General features: G+C 67.2%; 14 protein-coding genes. 7 read left to right on the plus strand and 7 right to left on the minus strand.

What is annotated here, in order from left to right; all coding sequences use genetic code 11:
• Positions 1-7: 7 nt before the first annotated feature.
• The 7 genes from AC5Y7V_RS15680 to AC5Y7V_RS15710 all read left to right on the plus strand — a co-directional run bounded on the left by AC5Y7V_RS15680 (position 8) and on the right by AC5Y7V_RS15710 (position 5,694).
• The gene (locus AC5Y7V_RS15680; protein WP_499880941.1) at positions 8-883 is read left to right on the plus strand and encodes an AAA family ATPase; all 876 of its coding nucleotides are present in this window, start codon (positions 8-10) and stop codon (positions 881-883) included.
• A complete protein-coding gene (locus tag AC5Y7V_RS15685; RefSeq protein WP_499880942.1) occupies positions 883-2,328 on the plus strand; it encodes a vWA domain-containing protein in 1,446 nt (481 codons plus the stop codon). Before AC5Y7V_RS15680 ends, AC5Y7V_RS15685 begins: the two co-directional genes overlap by 1 nt.
• A 65-nt stretch (positions 2,329-2,393) precedes the next feature.
• The gene (gene nadD, locus AC5Y7V_RS15690; protein WP_499880943.1) at positions 2,394-3,053 is read left to right on the plus strand and encodes a nicotinate-nucleotide adenylyltransferase; all 660 of its coding nucleotides are present in this window, start codon (positions 2,394-2,396) and stop codon (positions 3,051-3,053) included.
• Positions 3,050-3,457 (plus strand): ribosome silencing factor, encoded by a 408-nt coding sequence (rsfS, locus tag AC5Y7V_RS15695; protein WP_499880944.1) that lies wholly within the window; start codon positions 3,050-3,052, stop codon positions 3,455-3,457. Before nadD ends, rsfS begins: the two co-directional genes overlap by 4 nt.
• The gene (gpgP, locus tag AC5Y7V_RS15700; RefSeq protein ID WP_499880945.1) at positions 3,454-4,128 is read left to right on the plus strand and encodes a glucosyl-3-phosphoglycerate phosphatase; all 675 of its coding nucleotides are present in this window, start codon (positions 3,454-3,456) and stop codon (positions 4,126-4,128) included. The genes rsfS and gpgP overlap by 4 nt, the downstream gene beginning before the upstream one ends.
• The gene (octT, locus tag AC5Y7V_RS15705; RefSeq protein ID WP_499880946.1) at positions 4,118-4,861 is read left to right on the plus strand and encodes a diglucosylglycerate octanoyltransferase; all 744 of its coding nucleotides are present in this window, start codon (positions 4,118-4,120) and stop codon (positions 4,859-4,861) included. Before gpgP ends, octT begins: the two co-directional genes overlap by 11 nt.
• The gene (locus tag AC5Y7V_RS15710; protein ID WP_499880947.1) at positions 4,858-5,694 is read left to right on the plus strand and encodes a DegV family protein; all 837 of its coding nucleotides are present in this window, start codon (positions 4,858-4,860) and stop codon (positions 5,692-5,694) included. The genes octT and AC5Y7V_RS15710 overlap by 4 nt, the downstream gene beginning before the upstream one ends.
• On the opposite strand, the gene AC5Y7V_RS15715 is transcribed toward AC5Y7V_RS15710, so the two are convergent.
• The 7 genes from AC5Y7V_RS15715 to AC5Y7V_RS15745 form a co-directional block, all read right to left on the minus strand.
• Positions 5,677-8,613, minus strand: a complete 2,937-nt coding sequence (locus AC5Y7V_RS15715; RefSeq protein ID WP_499880948.1) for an MMPL/RND family transporter — start codon at positions 8,611-8,613, stop codon at positions 5,677-5,679. The genes AC5Y7V_RS15710 and AC5Y7V_RS15715 overlap by 18 nt on opposite strands.
• Positions 8,610-9,050: an MmpS family transport accessory protein gene (locus AC5Y7V_RS15720; RefSeq protein ID WP_499880949.1), complete on the minus strand. Its 441-nt coding sequence runs from the start codon at positions 9,048-9,050 to the stop codon at positions 8,610-8,612. Before AC5Y7V_RS15720 ends, AC5Y7V_RS15715 begins: the two co-directional genes overlap by 4 nt.
• Before the next feature lie 141 nt (positions 9,051-9,191).
• Positions 9,192-10,250 (minus strand): NAD(P)H-dependent amine dehydrogenase family protein, encoded by a 1,059-nt coding sequence (locus AC5Y7V_RS15725; protein ID WP_499880950.1) that lies wholly within the window; start codon positions 10,248-10,250, stop codon positions 9,192-9,194.
• Between the two features lie 95 nt (positions 10,251-10,345).
• On the minus strand, positions 10,346-12,100 hold the full coding sequence (locus AC5Y7V_RS15730) for an AMP-binding protein (protein ID WP_499880951.1): 1,755 nt from the start codon (positions 12,098-12,100) through the stop codon (positions 10,346-10,348).
• A gap of 46 nt (positions 12,101-12,146) precedes the next feature.
• Positions 12,147-13,274 carry an acyltransferase PE gene (gene pe / locus AC5Y7V_RS15735; protein WP_499880952.1) on the minus strand — a complete coding sequence of 376 codons (1,128 nt, stop codon included), beginning with the start codon at positions 13,272-13,274 and terminating at the stop codon, positions 12,147-12,149.
• Positions 13,275-13,327: 53 nt separating this feature from the next.
• Positions 13,328-16,339 (minus strand): MMPL/RND family transporter, encoded by a 3,012-nt coding sequence (locus tag AC5Y7V_RS15740; protein ID WP_499880953.1) that lies wholly within the window; start codon positions 16,337-16,339, stop codon positions 13,328-13,330.
• A gap of 67 nt (positions 16,340-16,406) precedes the next feature.
• Positions 16,407-17,828: a condensation domain-containing protein gene (locus tag AC5Y7V_RS15745; RefSeq protein ID WP_499881035.1), complete on the minus strand. Its 1,422-nt coding sequence runs from the start codon at positions 17,826-17,828 to the stop codon at positions 16,407-16,409.
• Positions 17,829-17,842: the final 14 nt, after the last annotated feature.

Genomic DNA, 17,842 nt, shown 5'->3' on the forward strand with positions numbered 1-17,842 from the left:
TGAGATCGTGAGTGTGCCCGCCCGGCCGGCGCCGCTGTTCGCCGACATCGACGACGTCTCGCGGCGGTTGGCCGAGACCGGCTACCTGCCCGACACCGCGACCGCGACGGCCGTGTTCCTGGCCGACCGGCTCGGCAAGCCGCTGCTGGTGGAGGGGCCGGCCGGCGTCGGCAAGACCGAGCTGGCGCGCGCCATCGCCCAAGCCACCGGCTCGGGGCTGGTGCGCCTGCAGTGCTACGAGGGCGTCGACGAGGCCCGTGCGCTCTACGAGTGGAACCACGCCAAGCAGATCCTGCGGATCCAGGCCGGCTCGGGCGACTGGGACCAGACCAAGGACGACGTGTTCAGCGAGGAATTCCTGCTGCAGCGTCCGCTGCTGACCGCCATCCGGCGCACCGACCCGACCGTGCTGCTGATCGACGAGACCGACAAGGCCGACATCGAGATCGAGGGCCTGCTGCTCGAGGTGCTGTCCGACTTCGCGGTGACCGTGCCCGAACTGGGCACCATCACCGCCGAGCGGACACCGCTCGTGGTGCTGACCTCCAACGCCACCCGCGAACTGTCCGAGGCGCTCAAGCGCCGCTGCCTGTTCCTGCACATCGACTTCCCGAGCCCCGAGCTGGAGCGGCGCATCCTGTTGTCCCGGGTCCCCGAGCTGCCCGCCCACCTGGCCGAGGAATTGGTGCGCATCATCGGCGTGCTGCGCGGGATGCAGCTGAAGAAGGTGCCGTCCATCGCCGAGACCATCGACTGGGGCCGCACCCTGCTCGCGCTGGGCCTGGACACCATCGACGACGCCGTCGTCGCCCAGACGCTCGGCGTGGTCCTCAAGCATCAATCCGATCAGCAGCGCGCCGCGGGAGAACTGAGGCTCAACTGATGGCCGCCCGCCGCACCCGTCCCAGCCGCCCGCTGGCCCCGCACGGGCTGCCGGGCCATCTGGTCGGCTTCGTGGAAGCGCTTCGCGCGCAGGGTATTTCGGTAGGTCCCTCAGAGACGGTGGACGCCGGGCGGGTGATGGCGACCCTCGGCCTGGCCGATCGTGAGGTGCTGCGGGAAGGGATCGCCTGCGCCGTGCTGCGCCGCCCCGATCACCGCGAGACCTACGACGCCATGTTCGACCTGTGGTTCCCCGCCGCGCTGGGTTCACGGGCGGTGGTCACCGACGAGGAGGCCGGCGAGGCGCAAGCCGACGCCCTTCCGCCCGACGACGTCGAGGCGATGCGCCAGATGCTGCTGGACCTGCTCACCGAAAACCCCGACCTGGCCGACATGGACGAGCGCCTCGTCGCGATGATCGCGCGGATCGTGGAGGCCTACGGCAAATACAGTTCCAGCCGGGGCCCGTCGTTCTCGTCGTATCAGGCGCTCAAGGCGATGGCGCTGGACGAGTTGGAGGGCAAGCTGCTGGCCGGCCTGCTCGCCCCATACGGTGACGAGCCCACGCCCACCCAGGAACAGATCGCCAAAGCGCTCGCGGCCCAGCGGATCACGCAGCTGCGCAAGATGGTCGACGCCGAAACCAAGCGGCGCACCGCCGAGCAGCTCGGCCGCGACCACGTCCAGATGTACGGCATCCCACAGCTTTCGGAGAACGTCGAGTTCCTGCGCGCATCCGGTGAACAGCTGCGCCAGATGCAACGGGTGGTGGCGCCGCTGGCCCGTACCCTGGCGACCCGGCTGGCCGCGCGCCGGCGGCGCTCCCGGGCGGGGACCATCGACCTGCGCAAGACGCTGCGCAAGTCCATGTCCACCGGCGGGGTGCCGATCGACGTGGTGCTGGCCAAACCCCGCCCGGCCCGGCCGGAACTGGTTGTGCTGTGCGACGTTTCGGGTTCGGTCGCCGGGTTCAGCCACTTCACCCTGCTGCTGGTGCACGCCCTCCGGCAGCAGTTCTCCCGGGTGCGCGTGTTCGCGTTCATCGACACGACCGACGAGGTGACCCACATGTTCGGCCCGGAGGCCGACCTGGCCGTCGCGATCCAGCGGATCACCCGCGAGGCCGGGGTGTACAGCCGCGACGGGCACTCCGACTACGGCAACGCGTTCGTCTCATTCCTGCAGGCGCACCCGAACGCGCTGTCGCCGCGCAGCTCGCTGCTGGTGCTTGGCGACGGGCGCACCAACTACCGCGACCCGGCGATCGACGTGCTCGTCGACATGGTGACCGCCAGCCGCCACGCGCACTGGCTCAACCCCGAACCCAAGCATCTGTGGGGCAGCGGCGACTCGGCGGTGCCGCGCTACCAAGAGGTCATCACGATGCACGAATGCCGGTCCGCCAAGCAGCTGGCGGCGGTGATCGACCAGCTGCTGCCGGTGTGACCGCGCGTCGGCCCGGTGAGCTGGGGAATCAGCGCCGCGCCTGAGCTCAAGTAAGCTGGCAAACCGTGCAAAAGCAGCTTCGCCGGCTCGGGGTGATGGGCGGGACGTTCGATCCCATCCATTACGGCCACCTGGTGGCCGCCAGCGAGGTCGCCGACCTGTTCGACCTTGACCAGGTGGTCTTCGTGCCCAGCGGTCAGCCGTGGCAGAAGAGCCGGCACGTCTCCGCCGCCGAGGACCGCTACCTGATGACGGTGATCGCCACCGCGTCCAATCCGCGGTTTTCGGTGAGCCGGGTCGACATCGACCGCGCCGGGCCCACCTACACCCGGGACACGCTGGCCGACCTGCACGCGCTCAACCCCGAATCGCAGCTGTACTTCATCACGGGCGCCGACGCGCTCGAGTCGATCCTCTCGTGGCAAGGATGGGAGGAGCTGTTCGGGTTGGCGCGCTTCATCGGCGTCAGCCGGCCCGGATACGAGCTGCGCCGCGAACACGTCACCGGCGTTCTGGGCGAGCTGACCGAGGACGCGCTGACCCTCGTCGAGGTCCCGGCGCTGGCGATCTCGTCGACCGACTGCCGCCGCCGTGCCGAGGAGGGCCGCCCGTTGTGGTACCTGATGCCCGACGGTGTCGTGCAATACGTTTCGAAGCGCCGGCTGTACCGCACGGCCGAAGGGGCCGGGCGCCCACCGACATTCGTGGCAGGGAACAACACATGAGCGCCACCCCGGAAGCCATCGACATGGCCACCGTGGCGGCCGCCGCGGCCGCCTCGAAGCTGGCCGACGACGTGCTCGTGATCGACGTCTCGGGCCAGCTGGTGATCACGGACTGCTTCGTCATCGCCTCGGCGTCCAACGAGCGGCAGGTCAACGCGATCGTCGACGAGGTCGAGGAGAAAATGCGCAAGGCGGGCTACCGCCCGGCGCGGCGCGAGGGCGCCCGGGAAGGGCGCTGGACGCTGCTCGACTACCGCGACATCGTCGTGCACATCCAGCACCAGGACGACCGCAACTTCTATGCGCTGGACCGGCTGTGGGGCGATTGCCCGGTGGTGCCGGTGAACCTGGAGGACCGGCGCGAGGACGCGGACGATTCAGACGACGCGGCGAGCGCGCGATGAGGATCCGCCGCCTGGTGATGCTCCGGCACGGCCAAACCGACTTCAACGCGGGCAGCCGGATGCAGGGGCAGCTGGACTCCGCGCTCACCGAACTCGGTCGCGCCCAGGCGGTCGCCGCCGCCGAAGTGCTGGGCAAGCTGCCGCCGCTGCTGATCGTTTCGTCGGACCTGCATCGCGCCTACGACACCGCGGTCACGCTCGGGGAGCGGACCGGGTTGAGGGTCCGGGTGGACCCCCGGTTGCGCGAGACCCATTTGGGCGACTGGCAGGGGCTGACACACACCGAGGTCGACGCGCAGGCCCCCGGCGCGCGGCTGGCGTGGCACGACGACGCCAGGTGGGCGCCGCACGGCGGGGAAAGCCGCGTCGACGTGGCCGCGCGAAGCGTGCCGGTGGTCGCCGAGCTGGTGGCCGGCGAGCCGGAATGGGGCGACCCCGACGGGCCGGACCGACCCGTCGTGCTGGTTGCGCACGGGGGTCTGATCGCCGCCCTGTCCGCGGCGTTGCTCAAGCTGCCGGTCGACAACTGGCCGATTCTGGGCGGCATGGGCAACGCCAGTTGGGTTCAACTGAGTGGGCATGCCGGTGACTCGGACGTCGATTTCGGCAGCATCCGGTGGCGCCTGGACGTGTGGAACGCTTCTGCTCAGGTCGCCAACGATGTCCTCTGACGCGCGCCCCAGGCCCACCCTGTTGGTGTTCGCCGATTCCCTGTCCTACTACGGGCCGACCGGGGGCCTGCCCGCCGACGATCCCCGCATCTGGCCCAATATCGTTGCCACGCAACTGGGTTGGGATGTGGAGCTGATCGGGCGCATCGGCTGGACCTGTCGCGACCTCTGGTGGGCGGCGACGCAGGACCCGCGGGCCTGGGCGGCGCTGCCCCGGGCGGGCGCGGTGATCTTCGCGACCGGCGGGATGGATTCGCTGCCGTCGGTGCTGCCGACCGCGGTGCGCGAGCTGATCCGCTACGTGCGGCCGCCGTGGCTGCGGCGCTGGGTCCGCGACGGCTACGCGTGGCTGCAGCCCCGGCTCTCGCCGGTGGCCCGTCCGGCGCTGCCGCCGCACCTGAGCGCCGAATACCTCGAACAGACCCGCGGCGCAATCGATTTCAACCGCCCCGGCATCCCGATCGTGGCCTCGCTGCCGTCGGTGCACATCGCCGAGACGTACGGCAAGGCCCACCATGGCCGCGAGGGGACGGTGGCCGCGATCACCGAATGGGCGCAGCAACACGACGTCCCCCTGGTGGATCTCAAAGCCGCTGTCGCAGAACAGGTCATGAGTGGGCGCGGCAACCCCGACGGCATCCATTGGAACTTCGAAGCCCACCAGGCGGTCGCGGAGCTGATGCTCAAGGCCCTGGCCGAAGCCGGCGTTCCCCAAGAGAAGCCGCGCTCGTGACCGTCGTGGTGGTCACCGACGCGTCGTCGCGCCTGCCCGCCGAGCTGCTCGAAAAGTGGTCCATCCGCGTGGTTCCGTTGCACATCCTGCTCGACGGCCGCGACCTGCGCGACGGCGTGGACGACATCCCCGACGACATCTACCAGCAGCACGCGACCACCGCGGCGGCCACCCCGGCCGAACTGGCCAACGCCTATCAGCAGGCGCTGACCGACAGCGGGGGCGACGGCGTGGTGGCGGTGCACCTTTCCGCGGCGCTGTCCGGAACCTACGGCGCTGCCCAACGCACCGCGGCCGACCTGGACGCGAACGTGCGCGTCATCGACTCGCGGTCGGCCGCGATGGGCACCGGGTTCGTGGCGCTGGCCGCCGCGCGCGCCGCGGCCGACGGCGGCGACCTGTCCGTCGTCGCGGGCGCCGCGACTTCGGCGGTGTCGCGCGGCCACGCGTTCGTGGTGGTGCACCGGCTCGACAACCTGCGCCGCAGCGGGCGGATCGGCGGGGCCAAGGCGTGGCTGGGCACCGCGCTGGCGCTCAAGCCGCTGCTGCGCATCGACGACGGCAAACTCGTTCTCGCCCAACGGGTCCGGACCGTGACCGCCGCGACCGCGGCGATGATCGACCGGGTGTGCGAGGTCGTCGGCGAGAGCCCCGCGGCCCTGGCGGTGCAACACGTGGCCAACCCCGAGGGCGCGAACGAGGTGGCGGCGGCGCTGGCGCGGCGGCTACCGGCGTGCGAGCCGGCGATCGTCAGCCCGCTGGGGCCGGTGCTGGGGCTACACGTCGGCCCGGGGGCCGTTGCGGTGTGCCTGGACCTAGCTCCGGGCGGCTGACGCCGCCGGTGCCGTGACGGCGCGGGGACGGCCGTAATCACCGCGCGGGTGAACGAGGAGCGGCCACCAGAACCAGCGACCGAGCAGGGTGGCGATCGACGGCATCAGCAGCGTGCGCACGATCAGCGTGTCGAGCAGCAGGCCGATGCACACCGTGGACCCGAACTGCCCCAGCACCCGCAGGTCGCTGCCGAGCATGGACGCCATGGTGAAGGCGAACACCAGCCCCGCGGCGGTCACCACCCCACCGGTGCCGGCCATCGATCGGATGATCCCCGTCTTGAGCCCGTGATGGATCTCTTCTTTGAACCGCGACACCAGCAGCAGGTTGTAGTCGGACCCGACGGCCAGCAGGATGATGACCGACAGCGCCATCACGATCCAGTGGATTCTGATGCCGAACAGGTCCTGCCAAATCAGCACCGACAGCCCGAATGACGCGGCGATCGAACTGGCCGCGGTGCCGACGATCACCAGCGCGGCCACCACGCTGCGGGTGAGCAGCAGCATGATCATGAAGATCAGCGTCAGGGCCGACACCACGGCGATCATCAGGTCGTATTTCTCGCCGTCGGCCATGTCCCGGAACGTCGCGGCGGTTCCGCCGAGATACACCCGGGCATCCGACAGCGAGGACTGTTTCAACGCCTCCTGCGCGGCGGTGCGTTCGGCGTCGACTCGTGCGATGCCCTCCGGACTCATCGGATCGCCCTGATGGGTGATGAAGAACCGGGCCGACTTACCGTCCGGCGACAGGAACATGCGAAGGCCCGTCTGGAAATCGGGGTTGTCGAAGGCCTCCGGCGGCAGGTAGAAGAAGTCGTCGTTCTTGGACTGATCGAAGCTTTGCCCCATCACGATGGCGGTGTTGCTCATCGCTTCCATCTGATCGATCATCGCCTTGAACGTCTGGTAGAGCGTCAGCGTGATGCCCCTGGTGTTCTTCAGGGTCGAGATCAGTACGGGGAACAGCGCATTCAGGTCGTGGGTGGCCTTGGCGGTGTGTGCGATATCGGCGGTGAGGTAGTGGAACTGCTCGGCGAGCTGATCGAAGCCGTCGAAGGTGTCGAAGAGGGACCGTATGCCGATGCACAACGGGATGTCGTAGCAGTGCCGCTCCCAGTAGAAGTAGCTCCGTACCGGCCGGAAGGTGTCGTCGAAATCCGCGATGTGGTCACGCAACTTGTCGGTGATCTCCGACGTCACCTGGGTGGTCTTTGCGCTGTCGTCGGCGGCGTTGGCCAGGTCCAGCGACACCTCGTACTGGCGTTGGGTGGTGTCGATCTGGGTCTGCAGGTCGTCGGCCATCCTGAGGATGTCGGCGATGCGGTCCTTTAGGAAGCTCATGTTCTGCATCGTCGTCTGGCTCTGGATGCTGTTCTGGAACGGAATCGAGCTGTGCTGGATCGGGATTCCCAGCGGCCGGGTGATGTCCTGGACCATGGCGATGCCCTGCGTGCGCATCTCGTTCTTCGCCACCCGGTCCAGCACCAGCATGTCGGCCGGGTTTCGCATGTCGTGGTCGGACTCGACCATCAACAGGTCGGGGTTCATCCGCGCCTCGGAGAAATGCCGGTTGGCGGCCTCCTGCCCCTGGTTCGACGGGGCCGACAGCGGCAGGTAATGGCGGTCGTTGTAGCTGGTGTGGAAGCTCGGCAGGGCGATCATGCCAACCAGCACGATCGCGGCGCTGACAGCCAAAATCGGTGCGGGCCAACGCACTACGGCGGTGCCCACCCGCCGCCAGAGCCGGCCACGCTTGGCCTGCTTTTCGAAGAGGTGGATGCGGCTGCCGATGAAGACCACCGCGGGGCCCAGCGTGAGCCCGGCCGCGACCACCACCAGCATGCCGATCGCCACGGGCGCGCCCATGGTGTTGAACCACGGCAGCCGCGAAAAACTCAGGCAATAGGTCGCGCCGGCGATCGTCAGGCCCGAACCCAGGACCACGGGGGCGACGCCCTTGAATGTGGTGTAGTACGCGCTTTCTCGATCCTCGCCGGCGGCCAGTGCTTCTTGATAGCGGCCGACGAGGAAGATGCCGTAGTCCGTCCCGGCGGCGATCGCCAGCATGGTGAGGATGTTGGCGGCGAAGGTCGTGAGCCCGAATGCGTTGTGATAGGCCAGAACCGCGACGACCCCCCGCGCACACGCCAGGGCCACGAAGGTCATGAACAGCTGCACGAGTGTGGTGACGATGGACCGGTAGACCAGCAGCAACATGATCGCGATGGCGCCCAGCGTGAACAGCGTGATCTTGGCCAGGCTGGCGTTGCCGATGATGTGCATGTCGTCGGACAGCGCGGCGGGACCGGTGACGTAGGCCTTCACGCCGGGTGGCGCCTTGTTCTCGCCGATCACCTTGCGGACCGCGTCCACCGACTCGTTGGCCTGCGTGGTGCCTTGATTACCGGCGAGGTTTATCTGCACATAGGCGGCCTTGGCGTCGGCGCTCTGGGCGCCGGCCGCGGTCAGCCGGTCTCCCCAGAAGTCCTGGATGTGCTGGATGTGCTTGGAATCCTGCCGCAGTTGGCGAATGACGTTGTCGTAGTAGCGGTGCGCGTCGGCGCCCAGGGGTTGTTGGCCTTCCAGGACGATCATGACGGTGCTGTTGGAATCGAATTCGCGGAAGTTGTGCCCCATCCGCATCATGGCCTTCATGGACGGAGCGTCCAGTGGCGCCATCGGCGCCGAATGCGCTTCGCCGACGACTTCGAGTTTGGGAACGATCGTGTTCACGAGCACCGTCACGAACACCCAGGCGAGGATGATCGGTATCGCGAAGATGCGGATCGCGTGGGGAAGATAAGGGCGGTGGCCGCGATCCGCCATGCTGGGCTTCTTGGTCGTGATCGGGCCCGTGGCTTCGTCGTCTTCGGCGCTTCTGGCGCCGGAATCGGACTTGTGGATGTCGGTCATGCGGACTTCACCAGGCAGAAGGTCTGGGCGTTATGGCCGTCGGAATTCTGGTTGTCGCGGACGACGCCGTCGACGGTGATCTTGCAGCTGATCCGGCTGCCGTCGCTTTGCGCCATGACGTTGGCGCTCACCGACGGAAGCGTGGTGGAGATGGTGGTCGACCAGGGCAGCGGCGCGTTGTTGATCTGGTGGGTGTTGGCGTTCTCGTCCCAGTAGTTGATGTTCGCGGTGGACCCCGGCGGGCCGGAGATTTCGTAGACGACGACCTTCGGATTGAATTGCACGATCTCGATCCCCCTGCCCGCATTCGCGTTGAGGTCCTGGGACCCAAAAATCTTGTGCAGCCGCGAGACCACCAAGGCCGAGACGGCGAGCACGACCACCAACACCACAGGGATCCACGCTCGCCTGAGCGCCTGGGCTAGGGCCTTCACCACCTTGACCGCCTTCCGCTCGCTCCCGCGGCCACCGCCGCCGACAACGCCGGTTGCCGATACATTGCTCAGCTAAGCATCGTAAACCTTAGTGCACGGAACCGTTCCTCCCGGGGGCGGGATTTGTGACGGCCGACACCTGGGCTAGCGCGCCAGCCGGCCCGTGACCGGCGGCAGGTCGGCGAGCGTGACTATCCCGGGCCTGGCAGCGACGACGGCCGGGACCGCGTTGGTGACCGGCATCGCGGTGTAGATCATTCCCAGGCCCATGAAGCCGGGCTCCGTCCAATCCTTCGGCGGCAGGCAGTGCAGGACGGTGCGCATGTTGGGCAGGCCGAAAACCTGGATGACGTGGCCGTGCTCGAGCGGTTTGGGCGGGACGACGTGGCTGCCCATGGTCCAGTTGAATCCGACGCTGACGACGTTGCGGTCGCCTTCCCAGCCGCGGTGGTAGCCGTAGACGCTGCCGACCGTTCCCGCGGGGATCTTCATGAAGCCCAGATCGGAGTCGGCGGTGGCCGCGGTGAACGTGACGTCGAACGTCATCTTGTCCAGTTTGGCGCCGATCGCGTCGGCCATCATCGCCGCCGATTCCGCGAAGACCTCGCTTTCCCGGCGCACGTTCTCCGCCAGTCCCGGGGTGTCGGGGTCTTGCGAGAACCCCATCGCCGTTTGGGTTTCCGCCGACTCGTAGGTCGAGCAGTCCACCGACTCGGTGATGCGGATCTCGTCGACGCGCTCGCACGACGCGGACAGCACCATCCCGACCATGTTGGTCATCCCGGGGTGCGCTCCGCTGCCGAAGATCGTGGAACCGCCCCGTTCGCAGGCGTCCTGGATGCGCCCGCGGTCCTGGGGCGTCTGCTTGGCGCCGGTGATCCAGGCGGCGCTGGTGCACACGTTGACGCCGGCCTCCAGCAGCCGCACCAGTTCGTCCACGTTCGGCCACAGCGGGTTGTAGCAACACGCGTCCGGCCGGAGCGCCAGCAGCGCATCGATGTCATTGGTGGCCGTGATCCCGGTCGGCTCGGGCCACCCGGACAGCTCGGCGGCGTCCACGCCGACCTTTTCGGCTCCGTGCGCGTACACCCCGACCAGTTCCATGTCCGGCCGGCCGATGATCGCGTGCAGCGACCGCCGCCCGATGTTGCCTGTCGTCCACTGGATCACACGAAACGGACGGTCTGCGCTGGTCGGGCTCATCGGGGGCTCCTTTGCCGGTGCGAGTGGACTCATTATGTTCACCCCGTCCCACACGCGCGGCGGCCGGGCGTCCCAATCACCAGCCCGGCCGACTCTCACGCGGGTTCGGTGTAGGCGTCCAACCGGGTGAACTGGTCCCGCCGGTACTGCTCGGCACAGGCCGCGCGCCGGATCTTGCCGCTCGTCGTGGTGGGAATCGAGCCGGGCGGCACCAGAACCAGGTCCCCGACGTTCAGGCCGTGCTCATTGGATATCGCCGACGTGACATCGCTTTTGACCCCGCTGAGCCAGTTGGTCGCGTCCCCGGCGTCGCCGCGTTTTTTGAGCTCGACGATCGTGACCAGCTTCTCGGTGCTGTTCAGCGGGACCGCAATCGCCGCGACCCGGCCACGCGTGATCTCCTGGACCGTCGCCTCGATGTCCTCGGGATAGTGATTGCGCCCGTGGATGATCAGCAGATCCTTGATGCGGCCGACGATGAACAGCGCGCCCTCGAAGATGAAACCCTGGTCGCCGGTTTTCAGCCAGGGTCCGCCGGGGGTGCCCGGCGACGGGTCGACGAGCGTTCCCCCGAAGCAGCGCTGCTCCGCGGGCGGTTTGCCCCAGTAGCCGTCGGCGACATTGGGACCGTGCACCCAGATCTCGCCGACCGTGCCCGCATCGCACTCCCGGTTCGTGTCGGAATCGACGATCCGCAGCGACGGCGAGTGCGGCACTTTGTATTTGACCAGCGCCGTGCCGGTCCCGGTCGCACACCGCCGGGCGCGGCCCGCGGACAGCTCCCCGACATCGAAGCGGACCGCATCCGAGGATTCGCTCCAGGTGCCGGCCGTCACGAAGACGGTCGCCTCCGCCAGACCGTACGAGGGACGCATCATATGGTCCCGAAAATTGAAGTGGGCGAACCGATCGACGAAGCGGTGCAAAGTGGCCGGCTCGACGCGCTCGGCTCCGCTGATGATCCCCAGCACGTCGCCGAGGTCGAGCCCGGCCAGGTCGGCATCGGTCGTCTTGCGGGCGGCCAAATCGAAGGCGAAGTTGGGCGCCGCCGACCACGCATGAGGATTCTCGGCCAGTGATCGCATCCATCGGGCCGGCCTCTCCAGAAACGAAACCGGACTGGTCAGTTCGCCGCGATAGCCGCCGAGGATCGGTGCGCAGATTCCGAGCACCAGGCCCATGTCGTGGTAGAAGGGCAACCACGAAACGATCGTGAGATCAGAAGGGGCTTTGGAATCGGCGAAGAAGCTGCGCATCAGCTGCTCGAAATTCACCTGCAGATTGCGGTGCGAGACCATGACCCCGGTGGGCGCCCGGGTCGAACCCGAGCTGTACTGCAGGTACGCGATGCTCGGCAAATCCGCTGCAGGGACTCCTGTTCCGCCGTCGGCGTCCAGGTTGGCCGGTCGGATCGCATCGATTTCCACGATCTTCGGAACCACGTCGAGGCGTGCCTGGTCGACGTATCCGGCGACGTCTTCCGCGACCGCGGACGTGGTGAGAACCACCGACGGCGACGTGTCGGCCAGGACCGCGCTGACCCGTTCGTGACTGGCGCCGCGATGGGGCAACAGGAGCGGGACGGCGATCTGCCCGGCCTGCATGGATCCCAGGAACGCCGTCACGTAGCCGAAACTTTGGGGCGCCAGGATGACCGCCCTGTCGCCGGCGGACCCATGCACGCTGAGTTCGCGCGCCACATCCAGAGTTCGGCGGGATAGTTGCGACCACGTGAGGCTCTCGGGAACGCCCGCCCAGTCGTCGGCGTAGTCGGTAAAGGTGAACGCCACGTCGTGGGGCCGCAGGCTGGCCCGTCCGTGCAACATGGACAGAATTGTTGATTGAGACATAGGGCTACTTCACGTCCGTACTAGTTGTCGACTCCGTTGGATGGAGTCAGTGGTCGGCCGGTCCCGCGTGCGACAGCACGGACATGGCGCCGGCGAGGATCTGCGAGAACGGGTCGGCGCCGCCGCCGAACGTCGCCTGGTTGGCCGGCGCGGTGACCTCCGCCGGATCGAAGCCGTGCACCGGGTCGACCTGAATCGGAGCGGTCGACGGGTCGTCGTTTCGCGAATAGCCGGCGTTCACGCGGGGCATCAGGATCGCGTCGAGCTTGTTGAGCGTGTCCTCCGGGATCCCGATGTATTTCAGCGGCATCACCAGCGGAAGGTGCTTCTCCGGCACCATGATCGTCGTGTCTTTCGCGCCCCGGGAGTTGATGGTGGTTCGGATGTTCTGCGGCGGCACCATGCTCCGGTTCGTGAAGGCCACCGCGGTGTGACCGGTGGCCAGACCCATCAGCGTGTTGGCGAAGGCGAACAGGTTGTCGGGCCGGTCGGGGAAGTCCGCGATCGAGTCGTACGCGGCCACGAACCTGTTGGTGTCGTACTGGCTCTCGTAGGTCGGCGGCATGGTGTAGTCGAGCGCCGGAACGGTGCTGCCGACCGGGAAAACGGCGGTCAGAAAACTCTGACCGAAGGCGTGATGCCCGATCGGGTCGCCGAATGTGGCGAAGTTCAGCGTGTCCGGCGGGGGAGCGGCCGGGTCAGTCGCCAGCCGCGCCTGGGCGCCGTCGACCACGAACCCGCCCTCGGACAGGCCGATCGCCGTGCCCGGGCGGCCGTTTTTGATCGCGGCAACAAGGTTGTCCACTCCAGCGTCGACCGACTCGCCGACGCTGGGGCCGTCCAGACCCAGACCCGGGATGATCTCGTCGCCGGCCTTGCCGATTCCGGGGAAGAGCCGCCCCAGCACGTGGCCCTGAACCTGCCCCGCCGGGTAGTTGACGATTTCGCGCTGCTGGCCGGGAAACCATTGGGCGCCTTCCTGGCGGATGTACTCGTCGTAGGGGATGCCGAGAACGTGAGCGCCGCCGAGGGCGTACGCGGTCTGGTCGCCCGGGGCCCCCGGTGTCGGCGGTCCGCCGATGGGCGTCTCGTCGGCCGATGCCGCCCCGACGCCGAAATACACTGTGGCGCCCACAGTTACCAGTGCGGTAGCTCTTGCGAGTGTTTTGTTCATTCCTGCCCCCGACCGCTCTGCTTCCCTAGTTTCACATACATGACGCGCGCCTGCTAACCGGTTTGCGGCTTTGCGCGCGCGATCGCCGCCCGCCGCACCGTCATCCGCGACGGCCACCAGTTCGCCCGCCCGAACAGCGCCGCGATGGCGGGAACCGTGATGGTGCGGACCAGGAAGGTGTCCAGCAAAATACCCACACCGATCACGAAACCGCCTTGGACCACGGTGCCGATGCTCGAGAACAACAGCCCGCACATCGAGGCGGCGAAGATCAGACCCGCGGCGGTGATCACACCGCCCGTCGAACTCAGGGTGCGAATTATGCCGTAACGCACGCTGTTCGGGGACTCGTCACGCATTCGCGAGACGAGCAGCATGTTGTAGTCGGCGCCCACCGAGACCAGCACCACGAATGCCAGCGGGGGCACGCTCCAGTGCAATTGCTGACCCAGCATGAACTGAAAGAACACCACGCCGATGCCCACCGCCGACAAATACGAAACGACCACGGACGCAACCAGATAGAGCGGCGCGACGATCGCCCGTAGCAGCGCGACCAGAGTCAGGAGCACGACCAGGAGGGTCACCGCGATGATGAAGCGGATGTCGTGCTGGTAGTAGTCGCGCGTGTCCTTCAGGCCGACGGTGTATCCCGCCATCGAAATCTTGGCGTCCGCCAGGGCGGTATTCGGTTGAGCTCCCCGGGCGGTCGCACTGATCGTGTTGACCTGATCCATGGCTTCGGTGCTGAACGGGTTGAGCTTGGTCTGAACCAGATACCGCACCGAGTGGCCGTCCGGCGAGATGAAAACCTTGGCGGCCTCCTGGAACTCTTTGAGATGCAGCAGCTGGGACGGGATATTGAACCCGGCCATCGCCGGTTGCGCCGCGTCGTGTTTCAGCGACAGCAAGAACGTCGCCGATTCACTGAGCCCGGCGCCCAGCTTCTTGACCTGCTCGACGAGTTGCGCCACCGCGTCGGCCACCTGCCGGCTCCCACCGGCGAACCGGTCCGCGCCGTTTTGCAGGGTGTTCAGGTTCGACTGCAGGCCACCGGGCTGATCCACCCCCATCGAGCGCAACACGTTGGTGAGCTTCGTGACCGCGTTGCGCAGCCGGTCCGTCGATGCCTTCAGGGTCTGTTTGTCCGGATACGCCTGCAGTTGGTGGGACAGGTCGTTGATCGCGTCGAGGTCGGCCTGGTCGCGTGACCCGACCAGCTGCTCAAACGTCCCTCGGGTTGCGCTGCACGACGGGTCGGCGTCGCAGACGGGGTTGCCCTGCAGCGCCGCCAGCACCGGGCCTATCCAGGCGAACATGTTCTTGGCGGCCGAGAAATTCCAGCCCATGGCGTTGGTGAGCGAGTTGACGTGGTCGACGAGTTGGGCCGCGACGTCGACCTGTTTGACCAGCGCGTCGCCGCTGTACTGGTTCTTTGTCGCGGCAAAGGCGTTTTCCAGTTCCTGCACGCCGGCGGCGAGCTGGCCGACCTGGCCGCGGACCTGGCTGAGGCTGTCGGCCAGCGTGCCGGCCCCCTCGACCAGCCGGTTGAGGTCGTTGGTGTGCTCGTTGATCAGGGTGGACCCGCCCGCCAGAAAGCTGCCGATCGCGCCCGCCTGATAGGTGGCCCGGAATTGTTCCGGCACGTTCCCGGTGGGACGGGTGATGCCGCTGATCGCGGCGATATTCGGCAGTTGGCTGACGCGGTCCGCCATCTGTTCCAGGTCCGCGAGGGCCTGCGGCGTCCGAAGATCGTGCGGCGACTGGACGAGGATGTACTCCGGAATGGATTGATTCACCGGGAAATGGCGATCCAGCGCGGCATACCCGATGGAGCTCGGCGCCGACGGCCGCAGGGCCTTGCGGTCGTCGTAGTTATAGCGCACCAAGCCGGCGCAGCTGGCCAGGATGATCAGCACCAACACGCTCGCGACCAGGTGGGCCCTCGGCCGGCGCACGATGCGGATGCCCGAGCGCCGCCAGAACCGGGCGGTCAGCTCGCGCCGCGGCTTGACCCAGCCGCGTGGCCCGGCGAGCACCAGAATCGCCGGCAGCAACGTCATCGCCGCGAGGAATGCCACGCCGATCCCGATCGCCGACGACACGCCGACCGTTTCGAACACTCCCATCCGCGCGAAGCTGATCAGCAAAAACGTGAGTCCCACGGTGGTGGCGGACGCGGTGATCACCTTGCCGATCGAGATCATCGCCCGCCTGACCGCTTGATCGAAATCCGCACCCGTCCGCAGATAGTCGTGATAGCGGCTGGTGAGAAAGACCGCGTAGTCCGTTCCGGCGCCGGCCATGATCGCGCTCAGAAACACGATGGACTGGTTCGACACGCCCGAGCCGGTCAGCTGCGAGTAGCCCGCCACCAGCGCCTGGGCGATCACCAGCGACAAGCCGATCGTGATCAACGGCAGCAGCATGGTGACCGCGCTGCGGTACACCACCAGCAGGACGATCAGCACCAGAACGGAGATCGCCAACTCGATCGGAAGCCGATCCCGGTTGCCCGCGACCGTGAGGTCGGCGACGGTGGCCGCCGGGCCGGTGAGGTTCGCGGTGAGGTGCGTCCCGGCGGGAGCCTGTGCCAGCGCGTGTTTGACGACGTCGCCGATCCGGTTGAACGCGGCATAGGACTGCGGGGTGCCCAACTCGCCCGCGACGCCGACCGGCAGCACCCAGGCCTTATGGTCCTGGCTGGTCACGACCGAACGCAGGGGCGGCGTGCTGATGAAATCCTGCAGCATCACGACATCTCGCGGGTCCGCGCGCAGGGCGTCCACCACTTTGCGGTATCCGGCCTCGTCGTCGGGGCTGAGCCCCTTGTCGTCGGTCAGCACCACCAGCAGGAGGTCCTCGGAGGCTGATTCGTGGAACGCCTCGGTCATCTTTCGCGCGGTGACGCTCGACGGTGCATCGGAGGGCAGGATCGCGAGCGGATGCTTCTGGGCCATCTCACCCAGGGACGGGAGGGTCAGTGGCAGGGCGACCGCAATCGCGACCCAGAGCCCGATCACCGCCCAGGGCCACCGCACCACGAAATCGGCTAGCCGTCGCATATTGGCCTCACCTCAAACCACAAAATTTCCCGCTCGAGCCATCTAAGGGTCATTGAACTACCCCGCGCTAGGCGACGCGTCCCCAATGGCCGCTGTCGGCGACCCGCGCGCACACGGACCTCATCGCTTCCATGTAGCGGGTAACCGATTTCTGGGCGATCGGATTGTCGGGGTACATGATCGCCATCGCCGTGCCCTCCCCGTACCGAAAGACATAAATGGTCAGTTGGTAGGAATAGCGGCCGTCGGAATAGATTCCCAAATTGTTCGCGTAACCCAGGTCGGCCGCGGCCAGGACGGCGTTGAGCGGTGCGGCTCCGCCGTGCAAGAAGTTCGAGACCGGAAAGTTCGGCTCCGGCCAGTGCAACCACGGCGCCAATTCCAGGACGCGGTAATACGGCACCTTCGCCAGGTCCAGGCCCGAATCGAAAGAGGCCTGCGCCGCCCAGGCGGCGTCGGCGAACGAGGCCGCGGCTATCGGCACGGTGATGGGGACCAGGCCGGTGAACCAACCCTGCGTCATGAAATTGTCCGTGGTCCGGCGGGTGTCCCTGGGGGTCAGGCCGTAGTAGGTGAGTGCCCCGGTGAATTCGTGCTCTACCAGGGCGAAGCAGGCGAACAGGCCGCCGATGAAGCGCGCCCCGACCCCCGTGCAGGCCGATTCGAACCGCTCCGTCTGCTCCGGGTCCATCAGGAATTCGGAGAGCAACTCACTGTTGCTCGGCTCCGAAGGATCGCCCAGCGGAAGCGGAAATTCGGGAAAGCCGCCGTTGTTGTTCTCGGCGAAGTCGATCCAGGCGCGCACCTGCGGCGAATCCAGGGTCAAACCCGCCGCGTACTGGCGCTCGCGCGCGCAGAAATCGTTGAAGCTACCGGCCTCGGGCAGCGCGAGGGGTTCGCCGCCGCCGCTCAACGCCGCGTACATTCCGTTGGCCTCGAGCATGGTCGTGCCGATCAACGTCGCGTCCCCGTGGACGTGGTCCATTGCGACAAAGAAAGTGAAATGATCGTCGTTCCGAACGATTCCGAAGGTGAAGCAGCCCCACTCCAGCGGATTCGGAATGGCCACGAGGTGCGTGCGTATTTCGTCAACCGTCATTGCGCCGTGGTCGATCGGCGTGAATTCGATATCGGCGGGATCGGTGAGGGTGTGCCTGATGAATTCGCCATTCTCGGCGGGCTCGAACCAGCTGCGGAACGTGTCATGCCGGCGCAGGTACGCGTTGACGGCGTGGTCCATGGCGGAAATGTCGCACTGGCCGGGTACCTCACAGGTGGCGATGATCTGCCGCGAAAAGTCGAGCCCGGCGGCGGTCCGCTCGTGATAGTTGCGCAGATGCTGGCCCTGCATGTAGCTGACCGGCACCGAACTGACCGGCGCCTGGCGGGCCTTCTCCAGGGACGCGGCGGTCGGATGCCAGGAGATGACCGACCCCGCGGTCGGCGTCCAATCGCCGAGCGAGCCGATCCTGATTTTCCCGATGCGCAATATGTTCTCCCCGA

This window comes from Mycobacterium sp. NGS34, from assembly GCF_059812845.1.